The sequence below is a fragment of the Mycobacterium sp. genome (genome assembly GCF_036490025.1).
Classification (GTDB): domain Bacteria; phylum Actinomycetota; class Actinomycetes; order Mycobacteriales; family Mycobacteriaceae; genus Mycobacterium.
Window position 1 is genome coordinate 27964 of sequence record NZ_DASXEP010000023.1, and the last position, 18091, is coordinate 46054.

Consider the following 18091-nt stretch of genomic DNA (forward strand, 5'->3'; position numbering starts at 1 on the left):
GCTACCCGCGGAAACCGACGCTGAAGTCGTGACCCCAGAGGCTGATCGCGGTGCTCTCCCGGGCTATCCAGTCGATATCGTCGACCTTCCTTCCCTCGCAACCGAACTCGATATCGAATCCGCCGGGCGTCTTCATGTAGAACGACAGCATCAGGTCGTTGACGTGGCGGCCCAGCGTGGCCGACATCGGCACCTTGCGCCGAAGCGCCCGGTCCAGGCACAGCCCGACGTCGTCGGCCTCACCGACCTCCACCATCAGGTGCACGATGCCGCTGGGGGTCTGCCCGGGCATGAAGGCCAGGCTGTGATGACGGGGATTGCAGCCCAGGAACCGCAGCCAGGCCGGCGGCCCATCGGCGGGCCGTCCCACCACCTGTGGCGGCAGCCGCATCGAGTCACGAAGCTTGAAGTCCAGTACATCGCGGTAGAAGTGCAATGTCTCGACGTCGTCGCGGGTGGTCAGCACCACGTGGCCCAGGCCCTGCTCACCGGTGACGAACGTGTGCCCGTATGGGCTTACCACCCGGCGGTGCTCGAGCGCGGCGCCGTGGAATACCTCCAAGCAGTTGCCCGAGGGATCGGAGAACCGGATCATCTCGTCGACTCGCCGATCGGCCAGCTCGGTGGCGGTGGCCTCTTTGTACGGCGTGCCCTCGACGTCGAGCCTGTTCCGGATCTCTTGCAGCCCTTCGGCATTCGCGCATTCCCAGCCGGCTTCCGAAAGCCGGTCGTGCTCGCCCGGCACGATCACCAGGCGCGCCGGGAAGTCGTCCATCCGCAAATAGAGCGCGCCCTCGGTGCTGCCCTTGCCCTCGACCATGCCGAGGACCTTCAGGCCGTAGTCGCGCCAGGCCTGCATATCGGTGGCTTCGATGCGCAGGTAGCCCAGTGAACGGATGCTCATCACGCACCTCCCAGGAAGTCGGTGGTCAGCTTGTTGAACTCGTCGAACTTCTCCACCTGCGCCCAGTGTCCACACTGGCCGAAAACGTGCAGCTGCGCGCGGGGAATCGTCTTGAGCGCGACCAGCGCGCCGTCGATGGGGTTGACCCGGTCCTCGCGCCCCCAGATCAGCAGCACCGGCTGACGTAGTTTGTACACCTCGCGCCACATCATGCCGAGCTCGAAGTCGGCTCCGGAGAACGACATTCCCATCGCACGAGTCGCGGTCAGCGATTCAGGCGTGGACGCCAGCGCGAAGCGGTCGTCGATCAGCTCCGGGGTGATCAGCTTCTGGTTGTAGACCATCACCCGCAAGAACGCCTCGAGGTTCTCCCGGGTCGGCTCGACGGAAAACTTGCCCAGCCGCTTGACGCCCTCGGTGGGGTCAGGTGCGAACAGGTTGACGCTGAGGCCACCGGGGCCCATCAGCACCAGCCGCCCGGCGTTGTCGGGATAGTCCAGCGCGAACCGGACCGCTGTACCCCCACCCAGCGAATTGCCCACCAGCGGAACACGTCCCAGGCCCAACTGGTCGAACAGACCCTTCAGCGCTCTGGCGGCGTAGTGGTTGAACTGCCCGTGCTCGGCACGTTTGTCGGAGTGACCGTAACCGGGTTGGTCGACGGCCAGCACGTGAAAGCGCTGTGCCAGCACCGGGATGTTGCGGGAGAAGTTCGTCCAACTCGCCGCACCGGGGCCACCGCCGTGCAGCAGCACCACCGTCTGATCGTTGCCGACACCCGCCTCGTGGTAGTGCAGCTTGAGCGGTCCGTCGACGTCAACCTCGACGAATCGCGAGGTGGATTCGAAGGTGAGCTCTTCAGTCGCCGTCATTCCGCTAGACCATGGTGTCGCCGGGCGGCAGCCCGAACTCGTTGTTACCGAAGATCACATACGCCCGCTCGGGGTCATTGGCCGCGTGCACCCGGCCGGCGTGCGCGTCACGCCAGAAGCGTTGCACCGGTGCATCATTGGCCAGCGCCGTGGCACCGGAGGCCTCGAACAGCCGGTCCACCGAGGCGATCGACCGCCCGGTGGCGCGCACCTGGTCGCGCCGGGCGCGGGCGCGCAGCTCGAACGGGATCTCCTTGCCCGCAGACAACAGCGCGTACTCGTCGCTGACATTGCCGATCAGCTGTCGCCACGCCGCGTCGATGTCGCTGGCCGCCTCGGCGATGCGGACCTTGGCGAACGGGTCGTCCTTGGCCTTCTCGCCGGCGAATGCCGCACGCACCCGCTTGCCCTGATGCTCCACGTGCGCCTCGTACGCGCCGTAGGCCATACCAACAATCGGCGCCGAGATGGTCGTGGGATGCATTGTGCCCCAAGGCATCTTGTAGACCGGGGCGGTGTTGTTCTGATAGCCGCCTGCGGTGCCGTCGTTCATCTGCTTGTAGGACAGGAACCGGTGCCGGGGGACGAATACGTCCTTGACGACCACGGTGTTGCTGCCGGTGCCACGCAAGCCGACCACATGCCAGACGTCGTCGATGCGGTACTCGGTGCGCGGGATCAGGAAGCTGCCGAAGTCGACCGGCCGGCCGTCCTTGATCACCGGACCGCCCAGGAAGGCCCACGTGGCGTGATCACAGCCCGACGACCAGTTCCACGACCCGCTGACCAGGTAGCCGCCGTCGACGACCGTGCCGGCGCCCATCGGGGCGTAGGACGACGAGATACGGACTCCCGCGTCCTGACCCCAGACCTCGTCCTGGGCCTGCTGGTCGAACAGCGCCAGATGCCAGTTGTGCACGCCGATGATCGAGCTCACCCAGCCGGTGGAACCGCACGCACTGGCCAGCCGGCGGACCGCCTCGTAGAACACCGCCGGGTCGCACTCCAGCCCGCCCCACTGCTGGGGCTGCAGCAACTTGAAGAAGCCGATCTCCTGAAGCTCGCTCACCGTCGCGTCGGGCAGTCGGCGCAAGTCCTCGGTTTCCTGGGCCCGCTGCCGCAGTTTGGGCAGTAGCTCGTCGATGCCGTCTAGGACCGACTGGGCGTCACGTTGTTCAATGGACGTCACGGGTTCCTCCATAGGTGGCTTATCTTAGACAGAGACTAGAACACGTTCCGATTTGTGTCGAGCAGGGTATTCCTGCGGCTGGTAGCGATACTCATCCAGGTTTCTGTAACCTGTTCTAGTTATGACTGAAGGAAGGGACGGGGTGGTGACGGACACGATTCCCGACGAACCACTCGGCAGCCACGTCCTGGAGCTGGAGATCGCCGGCGTCGTCACCGAGACCGAGGACGCCCGTTCGCTGGTGTTCCGGGTCCCGGATGGACCCCAAGATCCCGAGATACCGGCGGAGCGGCTGCGCTATGCCCCCGGTCAGTTTCTCACGCTGCGCGTTCCCAGCGATCGCACCGGCTCGGTGGCCCGCTGCTACTCGCTGTGCAGCTCACCGTTCACCGACGAGGCGATGACCGTCACCGTCAAACGGGATAAGGACGGCTACGCGTCGAACTGGCTGTGCGACAACGCGCACACCGGCATGCGGGTTCACGTGCTGGCGCCGTCGGGCACGTTCGTGCCCAAGACCCTCGACGACGACTTCGTGCTGCTGGCCGCCGGCAGTGGAATCACGCCGATCATGTCGATCTGCAAGTCCGCGTTGTCCGAAGGCAGCGGGCAGGTGGTGTTGCTCTACGCCAACCGCGACGAACGGTCGGTGATCTTCGGCGACGCGCTGCGCGAGCTCGCCGCGAAGCACCCGGACCGGCTGAGCGTGGTGCATTGGCTGGAGTCGCTGCAGGGCCTGCCGTCGGCCAATGCTTTGGCACAGTTGGCGGCCCCGTTCACCGATCGGCAGGCGTTCATCTGCGGGCCGGGGCCATTCATGGAGGCTGCGCGCGAAGCGCTCGAGGCGTTGAAAGTGCCTGCGCCGCAAATACATCTCGAGGTGTTCCGGTCGCTGGAAACCGATCCGTTCGCTGCCGTGACGATCGAGCACAGTGATGATGGGGAGCCACCGGCCACCGCGGTCGTCGAACTCGACGGGCAGACCCACAACGTCTCGTGGCCGCGCAAGGCCAAGCTGCTCGACGTCCTGCTGGATGCCGGCCTGGATGCGCCGTTCTCCTGTCGCGAGGGTCACTGCGGCGCCTGCGCGACCACCCTGCGCAACGGCAAGGTCAGCATGGAGGTCAACGACGTGTTGGAACAGCAGGACCTCGACGAGGGGTTGATCCTGGCCTGCCAGTCGCACCCGGATACCGATTCGGTTGAAGTCACCTACGACGAGTAACCGCAGCGTAGGTTCTGCTCAGGCTTAGCGAGAGGACGCGGGATGAAACGGCTGGTCACGGCACTGGCAGGCGTCGGTCTGATGCTGGCGTTGACACCTCCCGCGGTTGCCCCGGCGGCCGGCAACAACGCCACCACGCTCACGCCCCTGCCCGACGGCACCCAGCTGGAGACCTTCTCCCGGCTCGACTGTCATCCCGCGAACGGCAGCTGCGACTTCACCGTCGGCGCCGACCGGAAGTCCGGCGACGGGGTGATCGGATTCCCGAACGACCTGTGGTCGCGGCAGAGCACCACGATCCGCCCCAACAGCCGCACGGCGTATCTGGACGTGCACGCCACCGCCCAGTACGACCGGGTGATGAAGGACGGCGGCGCCGATGAAGTCACAACCATCTACATGGGCGAGGGTCCGCCGGAGAAATACCAGACCGTCGGCCGGATCGACGCGACCGATTGGCACACCGGCCAGCCTCGATTGAACATCAACGTCATCTCCTGCACGCACATCCAGGTGGTCTACAGCGGGGTGAACATCACCTCACCGAGCACCTGCGCACAGGCCAACTTCTCCTGAGCTGTCAAAGCTTCTGCGACAACACGTTTGCGAACGTGTGGGTGTCACCCGGCCAGCGCGCCGACACGTAGGAGCCGTCGTCGACGACGAGCGCCGGCCGCGACTCGGTTGCGGTGTCGCGCGCCATTCCGGAGGTCTTCATCCGCCAATACGGCGTCCCGCGCTTGACGTCGCAGAAGTCCGCCGGGTTTTTCAGGGCGCGGGTGACTTCGGATTGCACGGACATGTATCCCGGCGGCTGGCCCGTTTGCTCGCTGTAGGTGCGGTAGTAGTTGCGGTCCCAAAACCGGGTGACCCGGGTCAGCCGCCAGGCGCTGCGCTCCAGCGCCCAGGTCAGCGCCGTGGTGCGACGCCCGTAGAGCACCGAATGACCAGTCGCTGGATCAATACTGCGCGCGGCCAGCAGCACGCCGTGGCAGATTGCGGCCACGATCACGCCGCGGGCAAACGCGTCGACGACGAGTCGGTGCAGGGTGTCGCTGTCGATGTAGGAGCGCATTCCGCGGGCGCGATGGCCGCCGGGCAGCAGCAACCCGTCGATGCCGTCGAGCGTGCTGTCCGCCCAGCTGGACGGATTCCGGTATTCGGGCGAGCTCAGCATTTCCCGGTAGGCCCGGCGGGCGTCCTTGTTGGCCCGCAGCGCTCGTCCCACCACCGTGATGGCACCCAATACTGGTAGTGCAGACCAGAAGTCGAGGCCGCGACCGCTGAGCATGATGTCGTCGGCGATTCCGGGCGTGCCGCTTTCGGTGCTGAAGACGACTTGGTGACCGTTGGCGCGCAGCACCTGCCAACTGACCGCGACCTCGGTCGGGTCGAAGTCGCGGTCCGGAATCGGGATCAGCACAGTACCCATTGGCTATGAGTGAGCTTACGGCCTACAGGATCACCAGGGCTGTCAGAACATCCCGCTAGAAGAACTCCTACAGAGGTACGGGCGGCAACGACGAGTTGAGATTGAGGCTGGCCTGGATGTGTTCCAACGCAGCGGTGAAGGGAGCAACAAGCTCGTGCGGCAATGGCCCAAAGAACAGCTTCTTCACAAGCATCGCGTGGCCGGGCGCGGCCTCCTCCATGGCATTCATGCCCGTCTGGGTCAACACCGCGTCGGTGGCTCTGCCGTCGTCGGCGGATTGAATGCGTTTGGTCAAGCCGCGCTCGCTCAACCGACGCAGGTGGTGCGAGAGCCGGCTGCGTTCCCATCCAATCAACGCCGCGAGTTCGGTGACCTGCATCTTGTGGTCAGGCGCGTTGCTCAGCGCATTCATCACGTGATAGTCGGCCAAGGACAGGCAACTATCACGCTGTAGTTGTCGATTGATCTCGTAGTTCATCTGTAACTGCACACGCATATAGGCCACCCACGCGCGGCGCTGCGCCGGTGACAGCCAGGAGCTATCCGGCGGGGCCGACCGAGGGGTGCGCGACATTTCACGCTCTTTCTGCGGACTCTGACCGCTTATCGTCGGTGGTGGTTGATGCTCGCCACGGTACCTGGCGGCCGAACACCTCAAGGATCACGTGCATTGGGTTGAACGGGACGATCTCACTCACAAAAATTCGCCTCCGGCACCAGGACCAAAACCGCAGCCAGACATTGCATGAAATCCCCTGCACCCGTTAGCTTTTCGATTGCCGCGGCGGGCGGGCTTGGGTTCTAGACATCTCCGGTGCGTTCAGGCCAGGTCTTCGCGGCGTGGCTGGCTTGGGGATGAGCGCCACGACGGGGATAGAGCGGGTCGTCATGCGCTGGTATTCGGCGTACTGCGGATACCGTTGGGCCTGATCGGCGTACTTCGCATCGCGTTCTGCGCCGCTCAGTTCAACGGCATGTACATGGCGGCGCTCGTCTCCGACTTCGATAATGGCGTCGGGGTTGGCGATGAGGTTCCGATACCACGCGGGGCTGCTGTCAACACCGGCCGCCGAGGCGAACAGCAGGTAGCGATCGTCGTCGGCCAGATACATCAGTGGGTGCACCCGTTGTTGGCCACTACGTGCTCCGGTCGTGTGTAGCAACAAAACCGGTGCGCCCTCAAACGGCCCACCGAGGCGGCCGTGATTGGCGCGAAACTCTTCGATGTTGCGGCGATTGAACTCATTGACCTCTGTCATGATGCCGGTGTCTTGGTCATAAACGTCACAGTAGTGGCTTTACGTGATCTGTCAATCAATTATCGCTCGGGAGCTGGGCGAGGTACGACGCGCGGAAATGGGAACCTCTTAGAGGTTATCGCTGGTTAACGCGATATGGCGCACGCACCATCTATCGGTACTTGCCTCCTCAACTGATTGACATATCATGTAAATCAGCTACTATGGCGCTCATGCCCAAAGCAGTGCAGTTCGATTCGTACGGCGGCGTCGACGTCCTCGAGGTGCGCGAGGTGCCCCGCCCCGTTCCGGAGTCCGGTGAGGTTCTGGTCGAGGTCAGGGCAGCCGGAATCAATCCAAGTGAGGCGGTCATCCGGAGTGGCGCCCTGGCTGACCAGTTCCCGGCCACTTTTCCCTCCGGTCAAGGCAGCGACCTGGCGGGAGTGGTGGCCGAAGTCGGCTCCGGCGTCAGCGATTTCGCCGTGGGCGACGAGGTGATCGGGTTCTCAATGCGCCGGTCCAGCCATGCCCAATACGTGACAGTGCCGGGAAACCAGTTGACCGCCAAGCCGACGAAGGTTTCCTGGGAGGTGGCCGGCTCGCTGTTTGTCGCGGGCGCCACTGCCTATGCCGCGGTGCGGTCGGTGGGCCTCGTGCCGGGGGAGACCGTAGCGATCGCGGGTGCGGCCGGCGGTGTCGGTTCGACCGCGGTTCAACTGGCCCGACATGCCGGGGCCACGGTCCTGGGCATCGCCGGGCCGTCCAACGATACCTGGCTCGCCGAGCACGGCGCGGTCCCGGTCAACTACGGTGACGACCTGCCGGCCCGGTTGCGTGCCGCGGCGCCGTCCGGACACGTCGACGCGCTGCTGGATTTCTTCGGTGGCGGATATGTTGCCATGGCGGTCGAGGAACTCAACGTGCCGCGCGACAGGGTCGACACCATCGCCGATTTTGCTGCCGTCGAGCGGTTCGGGGTCTTGTCGGCAGGCGGCGCGGATGCCGCAACCGCGGCGGTGGCCGCCGAGCTGGCCGACCTCGTCGCGCGGGGTGAGCTGGAAGTGCCGATCGCCGGAGTTTTCGCCCTCGATGATGTGCGGGACGCGTTCCAGGAAGTAGAACTACGGCACACCCGCGGCAAGTTGGTGCTGCGACCATGAGCGAAGGAGGCCTCAGACGCGCCGTCCTCAGTGCAGGCACCGGAATTCAACTGTGCAGCAATCAGATAGGAGTACGAGACAGTCATGACTGATGTGAGAATTGGGATTATCGTCGGCAGCACGCGGCCGGGTCGTCACGCCAGGGCGGTCGCCGATTGGGTGCTCGGGCAGACTTCGGGGCGGCCGGGCGCATGTTATGAAATTATCGATCTCGCCGACCACCCGCTTCCCCTCCTCGATGAGCCGATGCCGCCGTCATTCGGTCAGTACCAGAACGCCCACACCAAGGCGTGGGCGGCCATCGTCGGTGCGTACGACGGCTTCATCTTTGTCACCCCCGAGTACAACCACTCGACGTCCGGGGTACTCAAGAACGCCATCGACTACCTCTACGCCGAATGGAACAACAAGGCGGCCGGCTTCGTCGCCTACGGCTCCCTGGGCGGCGCGCGCGCGATCGAGCATCTGCGCGGGGTGTGTGGCGAACTGCAGATCGCCACAGTCCGCCAGCAGCTGTCGTTTTCGTTGTTCACCGACTTCGAGAACTTCGCCGCGTTCACCCCGGCAGCGCTGCATAACCACGCCGCTGCCATCCTGTTCGAGCAGGTTGAAAGTTGGGCAGGGGCGTTGAAGCCGCTGCGCGGCTGATGGAGCACCCTCCGGCGAGGTTGCGAGAAACGGGAGAGTCCGGTGACTGATCGATGGACGATTCACGGTACGGAGTTCGAGAATTGCAACTGCGCCTGGGGCTGCCCCTGCCAGTTCGGTGCGAAGTCAACGCAGGGGCACTGCGAGGCGTTCATGTGCGGCCACATCGACGAGGGAAACTTCAACGATACGAATCTCGACGGTCTGGACTGGGCGATGGTGATGTCCTGGCCGGGTGAGGTCGCCGAGGGCAACGGCACGCAGCAGGTCATCATCGACGAACGTGCGGATCCGATTCAGCGAGAAGCACTTCGGAAGATCCTCCATGGCGAGTCGACCACTCCCGGCGCGACGCATTTCTTCGTGTACAACAGCATGATGTCGACCGTGCTGGACACGGTGTACGCACCCATCGAACTGTCGATCGATGTCGACCAGCGGATGGCCGGCGTCACGATCGAAGGTCTGGTCGAGTCACGCGGGACGCCGCTCCCCCGGACCCTGAGCCGAGGAGAGTCAAGCCGGATACGCCTGAGTACGCCGGATGGACCGCGCTATCTCTATGCCGAAATGGGCAACGGCAACACCAGGGCGCGGGCGGGAATCGAGCTTGAATTAACCGACAGCTACGGCCAATTCAACGTTCTGCACATGAACCAGGACGGACTCATCCGCTGACCACGTCTTGGGCCTGGCGACACCGAGACCGGATGGCAGTATTGACCGGGCTAACCGGCATCACCATCGCAGCCTGGGTTTACGTCGTGGTGACAGCACACCGAACGTCGACCGGTTCGGCCGACATGACAGGTCAATCGACGGAACCGATGCTGGACGCAATGACCGGGCTACAGCCTTGGACGGCAACCGAATTCGGTCTGAGACTGACGATGTGGGCCGTGATGATGGTCGCCATGATGGTTCCCACCGCGGCGCCAATGACCTTGATGTACGCCGCAGTCGCACGGAAGGCCGCGGCTCAGTACAACCCACTGGCCCCAACGTTCGTATTCGTCACTGGCTATATCGCGATGTGGACGGTCTTTGGTCTCGCGGCCACCATCGCTCAGCATGCCCTCGATCAGGCCGCACTGCTCTCCCCGACGATGGTGTCCAGAAGTGCGTCGTTCGGAGCGGCGCTGCTGATCTCGGCAGGCATCTACCAGTTGACCCCGGTTAAGAATGCCTGTCTGAGGAACTGCCGGACCCCGGCGCACTTTCTGTCCCGCTACTGGCGCGCGGGCAACCTCGGCGCCTTCCGCATAGGGCTGAGGCTCGGCGCCTACTGCGTGGGCTGCTGCTGGATCCTGATGGGACTGTTGTTCGTCGGCGGCGTGATGAACCTGCTGTGGATCGCGACGATCGCCGTCTTCGTTCTGCTGGAGAAGACGGTCCCATTCGGTGACCTGGGTGGAAGGTTCGCGGGAGCCGCGATGGTCCTGGTTGGCGGATTGAGTCTGGCCCTGTGAGTCGCGCGGTAACGCTGTCGAGCTCAATCGGCGGCAGCTCAACTAGCCGCCGATTCCGTTATCGAGACCGAGGTGGATTCCGAAATACCAAGGGACGCCGACTAGCTGGATGACAACGATGAGGACGAGCGCGGTCAGGGCGGCGAGCAATCCGGCGCCCCGCGCCCGGGTGCCGATCGGCGAAAAGGCAAGGGCCACAAAGAGTGGAACGAAACCAAACTCCACCCACATGAGGATCTGTTTGGGCGCGTCGACTGCTGTGTCGTAGTCGGTGAGATGCCCGTCGGGAAAGCCGGTCAGGTATAGGTCCCAGGCCGCTTGGACGCCGAACCACACCGCGGCGATGGCGCTGACGACGCAGGCCACGATTGCCAGAGCCCTCATCGGCGTCGCGTTTCCCTGCAGCTTCACGGCCGTACGAAGTTCGTCAGCGCGGCAGGCCGAGAAGCCGTTCGGCAGCCAGCGTCAGCAGGATCTGCTCGGTGCCGCCGGCGATCGTCAGGCAGCGGGTGTTGAGGAAATCTTTGACTCTCTTGTCCAAGACAATGCCCAAGCCGTCCGCCAGATCCATTCGGAATTCGGCCAGTGCCTGCCGGTACCGCACCCCGATCAGTTTGCGCACGCTGGATTGTGCGCCGGGATCCTGGCCACCCACCGCCAACTGAGCGATGCGCTGGTCGAGCAGCGAGCCGACTTGCGCGGTGATGATCAACCGCCCCAGCCGATCCTGTTGTGCGACATCGAGATTCGCCTTGGACGCCTCTGCGAGCAGCTCTTCCATCGGGTTGCCCAACGCGGTGCCCGCCGCCATCGCGATCCGCTCGTTGGCCAGCGTGGTGCGGGCCAGCCGCCAGCCGTCATTGACGGTGCCGACGACCATCTCGTCGGGGACGAACACACCGTCGAGGAAGACCTCGTTGAACAATGCGTCGCCGGTGATCTCGCGCAGCGGCCGGATCAGGATGCCGGGCGAATCCATATCGAGCAGGAAGTAGGTGATCCCCTTATGCTTTGGGGCGTTTTGGTCCGTTCTGGCCAGGCAGACACCCCACTGTGCTTTATGCGCCGAGGACGTCCACACCTTCTGTCCGGTCAGCTCCCACCCGCCGTCGACCCGGACCGCTTTGGTGCGCAGCGACGCGAGATCCGACCCGGCGCCGGGCTCGGAAAACAGTTGACACCAGAAGATTTCGCCGCGCAGAGTCCCGGGCACGAAACGTTCGACTTGCTCAGGTGTTCCGTGCTCGAGGATGGTCGGCGCCGCCCACCAGCCGATCACCAGGTCGGGACGGACCACCTCCGCCGACGACATTTCCTGGTCGATCAGCAGTTGCTCGGCCGGTCCGGCGCCGCGTCCGTACGGTGCGGGCCAGTGTGGCGCCAACAGCCCGGCGTCAGCCAACCCGGCCTGGCGGTTGTCCTCGGGCAATGCGGCGACGCGGGCGACCGCGTCGGCGATCTCGGGCCGTAGCTCGGCGACCTCACCGAGGTCGATGCTGAGATCGCGACGAACGCCGGCTCCGGTCAACTCGGTGGTGCGGCGCAACCAGCGCGCCGGCCCGCCGAGGAACTGTGCGATCCCGTAGGCCCGGCGCAGATACAGATGCGCGTCGTGCTCCCAGGTGATCCCGATGCCGCCGAGCACCTGGATGCAGTCCTTGGCGTTGGCCTTGGCGGCGTCGATGCCGATACCCGCGGCGATGGCCGCGGCAATGGACAGCTGGCGATGATCGCCGTCGCTCGCCGCGCGGGCAGCATCGGCGGCGGCCACCGCCACCTGCTCGGTGCGGCAAAGCATCTCGGCGCACAGGTGCTTGATCGCCTGGAAGCTGCCAATCGGTTTGCCGAACTGCTCGCGCACCTTGGCGTAGGCGACGGCGGTATCCAGCGTCCACCGGGTGATCCCCGCGGCCTCGGCCGACAGCAGCATCGCGGTCAGGTCGCCGACCCAGTCCGCGGGAGCGTCCAGCACGGTGGCCGGCGCCGAGGTGAGCACTGCCCGCGCCAGCGGGCGGGAGAAGTCGGTGGCCCGCAGCGGTTCGACGGCCACAGTGCCGGCCGCATCGGCGGCGGCGGAGTCGACAAGCAGCCACTTGTCACCGACCGGGACCAACAGCACGCCCTCGGCGACGCCGCCTAGCACCCACGGCACGGTGCCCGAGGCCCGCGAAGCCGTCGCATCGAATTCGACGTCACCCTGCAGCGCAATCCCGGCGGTGCGTGCGCCCGACGCGAGAGCCTCGGCCAGCTGTGGATCGGACACCAGCAGCGTGGCCAGCGCGGTGGTCGCCACCGGTCCGGGCACCAGGGCCTTCGCCGCCTCTTCGACCATCGCGGACAGGTCCACGATGCTGCCGCCGGCGCCGCCACACCCCTCGGCGACCGCGACGCCGAACAAGCCCAGCTCGGCCAGTCCGTGGTAGACCGGCTGCCAGGCATTCGGCTCACCCTGCTCGATATCCCGGACCGCTACGGTCGCGCCGGATCCGGCAGCCCAGTCGCGCACCAACTCCCTCGCCGCAAACTGTTCGTCGGTGATGGTCGTGGCCACCTGAACTCCTCGGTCGACGGGAATGGCGCTGTCCGAGACGCAACGCACAGCACTAGAACGTGTTCTAATAGTGCCAGTGTTCGATCGTCAAGTCGAATGCCATCGCAGCAGGACATCCCGGTGTCCTCAGCGGCACGGAGGTGGGAGATTCGCGCTCGGCATGCGTATCGTTTCGAGCGAGGACGCGAGAAAAGGAGCTGTCGGTCAGATGACCCCTTCTGGTTCGGGGCCAGCACACACCAACTCGGGGCAACCCTCGAGTTCGTCCACTGCCCAACCTCGTGAGGTGATGAACGTGGCAGTACTGGCCGAGTCGGAACTCGGCTCCGAGGCACAGCGGGAACGTCGCAAGCGCATCCTGGACGCAACCATGGCCATCGCCTCCAAGGGCGGATACGAGGCTGTTCAGATGCGGGCCGTCGCCGACCGCGCAGATGTCGCCGTGGGCACGCTGTACCGGTATTTCCCGTCCAAGGTGCATCTGCTGGTTTCGGCGCTGGGCCGGGAATTCGAGCGCATCGACGCCAAGACTGACGGCCCCATCCTGAGCGGCGGGACCCCGTACCAGCGGTTGAACTTCATGGTCAGCAAACTCAACCGTGCGATGCAGCGCAATCCGCTGCTGACCGAGGCCATGACCCGTGCTTATGTCTTCGCCGACGCGTCGGCGGCCGGTGAGGTCGATCACGCCGAGAAGATCATCGATTCCATGTTCGCCCGCGCGATGGCCGACGGCGAGCCGACCGAGGAGCAGTACCACATCGCCCGGGTGATTTCCAACGTATGGACGTCGAATCTGCTGGCCTGGCTGACCCGGCGGGCTTCGGCCACCGACGTCAGCAAGCGGCTGGATCTGGCGGTGCGGCTGCTGATCGGCAACGGGGACACCGCCACGGTGTGATTTCGGGGTCGAGCCGGCCCCTCAGGCCGGCGGCCCGGCGGTACGCCCGCGGATCAGCTCGGTGTCGAGCACCTCGATCGTCGGGCTGATGTCGCCTCGGTGCAGGAGCTCGCCCGCTCGACGACCCTTCTGCAGACTCGGCTGCGCGACCGTGGTCAGTCCGCGGCTGATCGCCTCGGGTACGCCGTCGAAGCCGGTGACGGTCATCTGGCCGGGCGCGTGCTTGCCTTGTGCGCGAAGGTGATTCATCGCCGACAAGGCCAGCACGTCGGCGGTGCACATCAGCGCGGTGATCCGGGGATTGGCCCGCAACGCGACTTGCGCCGCGACGCCACCGGATGCCGCGGTGTGCTCGTGGCTTTCGACGACAGTGAGCGAATCAGGGTTGAGTCCAGCGGCGGCCATCGCCTCGCGGACACCGCGGATGCGTTCGCTTTGCACGTGAAACGTCGACGCGTGCAGGCGTTTGGCGTCGGCCAGACCTTGGTGACGGTCCCGCAGCAGCCGCATCGTCAGCAGTCCGATCTCGCGGTGGCCCAACCCCAGCACGCGATCGGCCATCATGCGCATGGCCGCGCGGTCGTCGATGCCCACCTGCGATGCGCCGGGCACGTCCTTGGGTTGGTCCACCACCACCACCGGCAGCCGCCGTTGCAACAGGACCTGCAGATAGGGATCGTCGTCGGCTGCTGAGTACACCACGAAGCCATCCACGCCCGCGGCGAGCACCGACGCCGTCCCGTCGGCGACATCGCGGTTCGGACCAACCGCCACCAGCAACAGCCCCTGACCACGTTCTTCACACGATTCCGCAAGTCCCGCAACGAAATCTAGCGCTGCGGGGTCGCTGAACGAATAGGTGAGCGGTTCGGTGATCATCAGACCCACCGCACCTGCCCGACGGGTGCGCAGCGACCGCGCTACCGGATCGGGTCCGGCATAGCCCAGCCGTTTGGCCGTGGCGAGCACGCGTTCACGCAGCGCGTCCGAGAGCTGATCGGGGCGGTTGTACGCGTTCGAGATCGTGGTGCGGGATACCTTGAGCTCAGCGGCCAGCGATGCCAGGGTCGCTCGGCGACGATGCGGGCCGGCAGCGGCCTGCTGAGGAGTCGGGCCATCCGACCCAGCCCGGCGACGATGCGGGCCGGCAGCGGCCTGCTGAGGAGTCGGGCCATCCGACTCAGCCCGGCGACGCGGCATGGGGCTCATGTTTGGTGAGGTTACTGGGCATCGCGCGGGTGAGTGTCTGGTCGCGGGGTTTTTCGACGCACTACGCCTGGGCAGTAGGCCGCACGACGATCTCGCCGACATCGATGTCAGGCGGCTGATCGATGGCGAAGGCAATCGCGCGGGCCACCGCCTCCGGCGGCATCGCGATCTCGTCACGGCGGTGCTCCAATGCGGCGCGGGTAGCCTGATCGGTGATCGAGTCGGCGAAGTTCGTCGATGTCATACCGGGCGAGATGATGGTCACCCGCACATACTCGCCCGCTTCCTGACGGAGCCCCTCAGAGATCGCGCGGACCGCCATCTTGGTGCCCGCATAGACCGACTGGCCCGGTGTGACCCGGAATGCCGCGGTGGAGGCGGTATTGACGAAATGCCCGAATCCCTGCCGACGGAATACCGGAAGCGCCGCGGCGATACCGAAGAGGACGCCTTTGAGGTTGACGTCGACCATCGCCTCCCAGTCGTCGACGTGCTGCTCGTCGAACTGCGAGACGGGCATGATGCCGGCGTTGCTGACCAGAACATCCAGCCGGCCATAGGCCTCAGTCGCCGTCGAGACCAACTCCGCCAGGCCGGTTCGACGGCTAACGTCCGTCGGCTTGGCGACGACACTGGCGCCGGTCGCCGACAGCCGGGCGGCCACCGCATTGAGTTTTTCGGTGTTGCGCGCACCCAGCACCAGCTTGGCTCCGCGTTCGGCGAGCAGCGCCGCAGTCGCTTCACCAATCCCGCTGCTGGCGCCCGTGATCGCCACTACCTTGCCGTCAATCGTCACATGGCCGAAGCTACGCGCGGATGCGCAGCTTAAGCTAACGACCGTGGCCTGTATCGACCTCAACGCCGACCTGGGTGAGGGCTTCGGTGTTTGGCGGCTCGGCGACGATGACGCCATGCTCGGCATCGTCACCAGCGCCAACGTGGCGTGCGGTTTCCATGCCGGCGATCCGGCCGGACTGCTGTCGGTGTGCCGGCTGGCCGCCGAGCGCGGTGTCCGCGTCGGCGCCCAAGTGAGCTATCGCGACCTGGCTGGTTTCGGCCGCCGCTTCATCGACGTCGCCGCCGACGATCTGCTTGCCGACGTGGTGTATCAGATCGGCGCATTGCATGGACTGGCCCAGGCCGCCGGATCAGTGGTGTCGTACGTCAAACCCCATGGCGCGCTGTACAACACGATCGTGACCAACGATGAACAAGCGGCAGCGGTCGCGGAGGCGGTACGAATGGTCGATGCCGGCCTTCCGGTGCTTGGCCTGGCCGGCTCGGCGTTCTTCGATGAGGCCCGGCATCGTGGGCTGCGCACGGTGCCTGAGGCGTTCGCCGATCGCGCCTACCGGCCAGACGGCCGGCTCGTGTCGCGGCGGGAGCCCGGCGCGGTGCTGAACGATCCGGCCGCCATCGCCGACCGGGTGCTGGCCATGGTGACTGCAGGAACCGTGACCGCGATCGACGGATCAACGGTCGCGTTAAGCGCCGAATCGGTTTGTGTGCACGGTGATTCACCCGGCGCGGTGCAGATCGCATCGGCTGTCCGTGACCGGCTGAAGGCCGACGGCATTGACCTGAAGGCGTTTTGCTGATGCGGCTGCGACCCGGGCGTCCGGACCTCGCGCGGCACTCGCACCGATTCAGTGTGCCGGTCGCCGAATCCGATGCGCCGCTGTCGGTGACATGGTTGGGAGTCTCGACACTGCTGATCGACGACGGTTCCTCGGCGTTGATGACCGATGGGTTCTTCTCCCGGCCGAGCCTGGCCCGCGTGGGGGTGGGCAAGATTTCGCCGTCGCCCGCCCGGGTCGACGGGTGTCTGGCACGTGTCGGTGTCACCCGGCTGTCGGCCGTCGTCCCGGTGCACACGCATTTCGACCACGCCTTGGATTCCGCGCTCGTCGCAGACCGCACCGGCGCCCAATTGGTCGGCGGCGAATCCGCGGCCAATATCGGCCGCGGCTACGGTCTTGCCGAGGACCGCTTGATAGTCGCCGACTCGGCTACGCCAATTCAGCTGGGCGCCTTCGACGTAACGTTGATCAAGTCGCGTCATAGCCCACCCGACCGGTTTCCCGGCACCATCGATCAGCCGGTGGTACCACCGGTGAAAGTCGCGGCCTACCGATGCGGAGAGGCCTGGTCGGCGTTGGTACATCACCGGCCGTCGCGCCGGCAGCTGTTGATCCAGGGCAGTGCCGGATTTGTGAAAGGTTCGCTGAACGGTCAGCGCGCTGATGTCGTCTACCTCGGTGTGGGTCAGCTCGGTGTGCAGCCGGAGTCGTATCTCGTCGACTACTGGACGGAGACGGTGCGGACCGTCGGTGCGCGGCGGGTGGTCCTGGTGCACTGGGACGATTTCTTCCGTCCGTTGTCAAAGCCGTTGCGGGCCTTGCCCTATGTGGCCGACGACTTGGACGTATCGCTGCGCGTGCTGAGCGGACTGGCCGAGCAGGACGCGGTTGCGCTGGAGCTGCCGACGGTGTTCCGACGCGAAGACCCGTGGGCCTGAGTTTGACGCTCCTTCTGGCTCTCCTATCGCTGGCAGTAGTTCTCGCGTTCGCGGTCGCCCGCCCGCGGGGTTGGCCGGAAGCGTTCGCCGCGGTGCCGGCCGTGGTGCTGCTGATAGCCGTAGGCGCGATCTCGATGCACGACGCGGCCACCGAAGCAGCCCGGCTGCTCCGCGTGGTCGCGTTCCTCGGCGCAGTGTTGGTGTTGGCCAAGATGTGTGACGACGAAGGCCTCTTCGAGGCCGCCGGTGCGGCAATGGCGCGCGGCCGCGTCGGCTCAGTGCGCCTGCTGCGGCAGGTGTTCGTGATCGCCGCAGCCATCACCGCGGCGCTGAGCCTGGACGCCACGGTGGTACTGCTCACTCCAGTGGTGTTGACCACGGTCCGGCGACTGCGGGCGCCCATTCGTCCGCACGCCTACGCCACGGCGCACTTGGCCAATGCCGCATCGCTGTTGCTTCCGGTGTCGAATTTGACCAACCTGCTTGCCTTTCACGCAACCAACCTATCGTTCATCAACTTCACCGTGGTGATGACGCTGCCGTGGCTGGCCGCAGTGGGCACCGTCTACGTCGTCTTCCGGGTGTTCTTCCGCGCCGACCTCAGTGTGCAGCCCGATCCTCAGCAGGATGAGCCAGTGCCCCCGACGCCGGTGTTCGCGTTGGTGATCGTCGCGCTGACGCTGATCGGTTTCGTGATCGCCGAAGCGGCCGGGGTGGCACCGGCGTGGGCAGCGCTCGCCGGGGCCGCCGTGATGGCGGTGCGCAGCCTGTCCCA

At 65.6% G+C, this 18091-nt stretch carries 20 protein-coding genes; 10 read left to right on the forward strand and 10 right to left on the reverse strand.

All coding sequences use genetic code 11. The annotated features are described in order from the left end of the window. Nucleotide 1: 1 nt before the first annotated feature. From hsaC to hsaA, 3 genes are read right to left on the reverse strand one after another with little or no spacing between them, the layout of a single operon-like run. Nucleotides 2–904: an iron-dependent extradiol dioxygenase HsaC gene (gene hsaC / locus VGG53_RS02550; protein WP_331516423.1), complete on the reverse strand. Its 903-nt coding sequence runs from the start codon at nt 902–904 to the stop codon at nt 2–4. After that, nucleotides 904–1776, reverse strand: a complete 873-nt coding sequence (gene hsaD / locus VGG53_RS02555; RefSeq protein WP_331516424.1) for a 4,5:9,10-diseco-3-hydroxy-5,9,17-trioxoandrosta-1(10),2-diene-4-oate hydrolase — start codon at nt 1774–1776, stop codon at nt 904–906. The genes hsaC and hsaD overlap by 1 nt, the downstream gene beginning before the upstream one ends. A 4-nt stretch (nt 1777–1780) precedes the next feature. Continuing rightward, nucleotides 1781–2965, reverse strand: coding sequence for a 3-hydroxy-9,10-secoandrosta-1,3,5(10)-triene-9,17-dione monooxygenase oxygenase subunit (gene hsaA, locus VGG53_RS02560; protein ID WP_331516425.1), 1185 nt, complete (start codon nt 2963–2965; stop codon nt 1781–1783). A gap of 145 nt (nt 2966–3110) precedes the next feature. On the opposite strand from hsaA, the gene VGG53_RS02565 reads away from it, so the two are divergent. Both VGG53_RS02565 and VGG53_RS02570 read left to right on the forward strand, forming a co-directional pair. Beyond that, nucleotides 3111–4190: a ferredoxin--NADP reductase gene (locus tag VGG53_RS02565; protein ID WP_331516442.1), complete on the forward strand. Its 1080-nt coding sequence runs from the start codon at nt 3111–3113 to the stop codon at nt 4188–4190. Between the two features lie 42 nt (nt 4191–4232). Then, complete coding sequence (locus VGG53_RS02570; RefSeq protein WP_331516426.1) at nt 4233–4766, forward strand: hypothetical protein; 534 nt, start codon at nt 4233–4235, stop codon at nt 4764–4766. Between the two features lie 4 nt (nt 4767–4770). Here the strand turns inward: VGG53_RS02570 and VGG53_RS02575 are convergent, their stop codons facing one another. The 3 genes from VGG53_RS02575 to VGG53_RS02585 form a co-directional block, all read right to left on the reverse strand. Further along, nucleotides 4771–5622, reverse strand: coding sequence for a type 1 glutamine amidotransferase domain-containing protein (locus VGG53_RS02575; protein ID WP_331516427.1), 852 nt, complete (start codon nt 5620–5622; stop codon nt 4771–4773). Nucleotides 5623–5689: 67 nt separating this feature from the next. After that, nucleotides 5690–6100 (reverse strand): MarR family winged helix-turn-helix transcriptional regulator, encoded by a 411-nt coding sequence (locus tag VGG53_RS02580; protein ID WP_331516428.1) that lies wholly within the window; start codon nt 6098–6100, stop codon nt 5690–5692. A 286-nt stretch (nt 6101–6386) separates the two neighbouring features. Then, nucleotides 6387–6881, reverse strand: a complete 495-nt coding sequence (locus VGG53_RS02585) for a nitroreductase family deazaflavin-dependent oxidoreductase (RefSeq protein WP_331516429.1) — start codon at nt 6879–6881, stop codon at nt 6387–6389. A 212-nt stretch (nt 6882–7093) separates the two neighbouring features. Between VGG53_RS02585 and VGG53_RS02590 the strand changes: the two genes are divergently transcribed. The 4 genes from VGG53_RS02590 to VGG53_RS02605 all read left to right on the forward strand — a co-directional run bounded on the left by VGG53_RS02590 (nt 7094) and on the right by VGG53_RS02605 (nt 10137). Then, complete coding sequence (locus tag VGG53_RS02590; protein ID WP_331516430.1) at nt 7094–8020, forward strand: NADP-dependent oxidoreductase; 927 nt, start codon at nt 7094–7096, stop codon at nt 8018–8020. A gap of 84 nt (nt 8021–8104) precedes the next feature. Then, nucleotides 8105–8668, forward strand: coding sequence for an NAD(P)H-dependent oxidoreductase (locus tag VGG53_RS02595; RefSeq protein WP_331516431.1), 564 nt, complete (start codon nt 8105–8107; stop codon nt 8666–8668). A 42-nt stretch (nt 8669–8710) separates the two neighbouring features. After that, nucleotides 8711–9346 (forward strand): DUF1326 domain-containing protein, encoded by a 636-nt coding sequence (locus VGG53_RS02600; RefSeq protein ID WP_331516432.1) that lies wholly within the window; start codon nt 8711–8713, stop codon nt 9344–9346. A gap of 32 nt (nt 9347–9378) precedes the next feature. Next, the gene (locus VGG53_RS02605) at nt 9379–10137 is read left to right on the forward strand and encodes a DUF2182 domain-containing protein (protein WP_331516433.1); all 759 of its coding nucleotides are present in this window, start codon (nt 9379–9381) and stop codon (nt 10135–10137) included. 42 nt (nt 10138–10179) lie between these two features. On the opposite strand, the gene VGG53_RS02610 is transcribed toward VGG53_RS02605, so the two are convergent. Together VGG53_RS02610 and VGG53_RS02615 are read right to left on the reverse strand one after the other, a co-directional pair. Beyond that, entirely contained in the window at nt 10180–10521 is a 342-nt protein-coding gene (locus VGG53_RS02610; protein ID WP_331516434.1) for a hypothetical protein, read from the reverse strand. 43 nt (nt 10522–10564) lie between these two features. Next, entirely contained in the window at nt 10565–12688 is a 2124-nt protein-coding gene (locus VGG53_RS02615; RefSeq protein WP_331516435.1) for an acyl-CoA dehydrogenase, read from the reverse strand. Nucleotides 12689–12983: 295 nt separating this feature from the next. On the opposite strand from VGG53_RS02615, the gene kstR reads away from it, so the two are divergent. Beyond that, a complete protein-coding gene (gene kstR / locus VGG53_RS02620) occupies nt 12984–13589 on the forward strand; it encodes a cholesterol catabolism transcriptional regulator KstR (protein ID WP_331516436.1) in 606 nt (201 codons plus the stop codon). A gap of 21 nt (nt 13590–13610) precedes the next feature. Here kstR and VGG53_RS02625 read toward each other — a convergent pair whose 3' ends face one another. Beyond that, nucleotides 13611–14798, reverse strand: a complete 1188-nt coding sequence (locus VGG53_RS02625; protein ID WP_331516437.1) for a LacI family DNA-binding transcriptional regulator — start codon at nt 14796–14798, stop codon at nt 13611–13613. A 61-nt stretch (nt 14799–14859) separates the two neighbouring features. Then, a complete protein-coding gene (locus tag VGG53_RS02630) occupies nt 14860–15594 on the reverse strand; it encodes an SDR family oxidoreductase (protein ID WP_331516438.1) in 735 nt (244 codons plus the stop codon). 43 nt (nt 15595–15637) lie between these two features. On the opposite strand from VGG53_RS02630, the gene VGG53_RS02635 reads away from it, so the two are divergent. From VGG53_RS02635 to VGG53_RS02645, 3 genes are all read left to right on the forward strand, one after another. Then, nucleotides 15638–16396 carry a 5-oxoprolinase subunit PxpA gene (locus VGG53_RS02635; protein ID WP_331516439.1) on the forward strand — a complete coding sequence of 253 codons (759 nt, stop codon included), beginning with the start codon at nt 15638–15640 and terminating at the stop codon, nt 16394–16396. Continuing rightward, nucleotides 16396–17316, forward strand: coding sequence for an MBL fold metallo-hydrolase (locus VGG53_RS02640; protein WP_331516440.1), 921 nt, complete (start codon nt 16396–16398; stop codon nt 17314–17316). Before VGG53_RS02635 ends, VGG53_RS02640 begins: the two co-directional genes overlap by 1 nt. Nucleotides 17317–17318: 2 nt before the next feature. Beyond that, a partial coding sequence (locus VGG53_RS02645; protein ID WP_331516441.1) for an SLC13 family permease occupies nt 17319–18091 on the forward strand: 773 nt, incomplete at its 3' end.

Excerpts from the sequence above, each read along its gene's own strand:
- hsaC (WP_331516423.1), bottom strand. The coding sequence starts at position 904 with ATGAGCATCCGTTCACTGGGCTACCTGCGCATCGAAGCCACCGATATG.
- hsaD (WP_331516424.1), bottom strand. The coding sequence starts at position 1,776 with ATGACGGCGACTGAAGAGCTCACCTTCGAATCCACCTCGCGATTCGTC.
- VGG53_RS02570 (WP_331516426.1), top strand. The coding sequence starts at position 4,233 with ATGAAACGGCTGGTCACGGCACTGGCAGGCGTCGGTCTGATGCTGGCG.
- VGG53_RS02575 (WP_331516427.1), bottom strand. The coding sequence starts at position 5,622 with ATGGGTACTGTGCTGATCCCGATTCCGGACCGCGACTTCGACCCGACC.
- VGG53_RS02580 (WP_331516428.1), bottom strand. The coding sequence starts at position 6,100 with ATGAACTACGAGATCAATCGACAACTACAGCGTGATAGTTGCCTGTCC.
- VGG53_RS02585 (WP_331516429.1), bottom strand. The coding sequence starts at position 6,881 with ATGACAGAGGTCAATGAGTTCAATCGCCGCAACATCGAAGAGTTTCGC.
- VGG53_RS02590 (WP_331516430.1), top strand. The coding sequence starts at position 7,094 with ATGCCCAAAGCAGTGCAGTTCGATTCGTACGGCGGCGTCGACGTCCTC.
- VGG53_RS02595 (WP_331516431.1), top strand. The coding sequence starts at position 8,105 with ATGACTGATGTGAGAATTGGGATTATCGTCGGCAGCACGCGGCCGGGT.
- VGG53_RS02605 (WP_331516433.1), top strand. The coding sequence starts at position 9,379 with ATGGCAGTATTGACCGGGCTAACCGGCATCACCATCGCAGCCTGGGTT.
- VGG53_RS02610 (WP_331516434.1), bottom strand. The coding sequence starts at position 10,521 with ATGAGGGCTCTGGCAATCGTGGCCTGCGTCGTCAGCGCCATCGCCGCG.
- VGG53_RS02625 (WP_331516437.1), bottom strand. The coding sequence starts at position 14,798 with ATGAGCCCCATGCCGCGTCGCCGGGCTGAGTCGGATGGCCCGACTCCT.
- VGG53_RS02640 (WP_331516440.1), top strand. The coding sequence starts at position 16,396 with ATGCGGCTGCGACCCGGGCGTCCGGACCTCGCGCGGCACTCGCACCGA.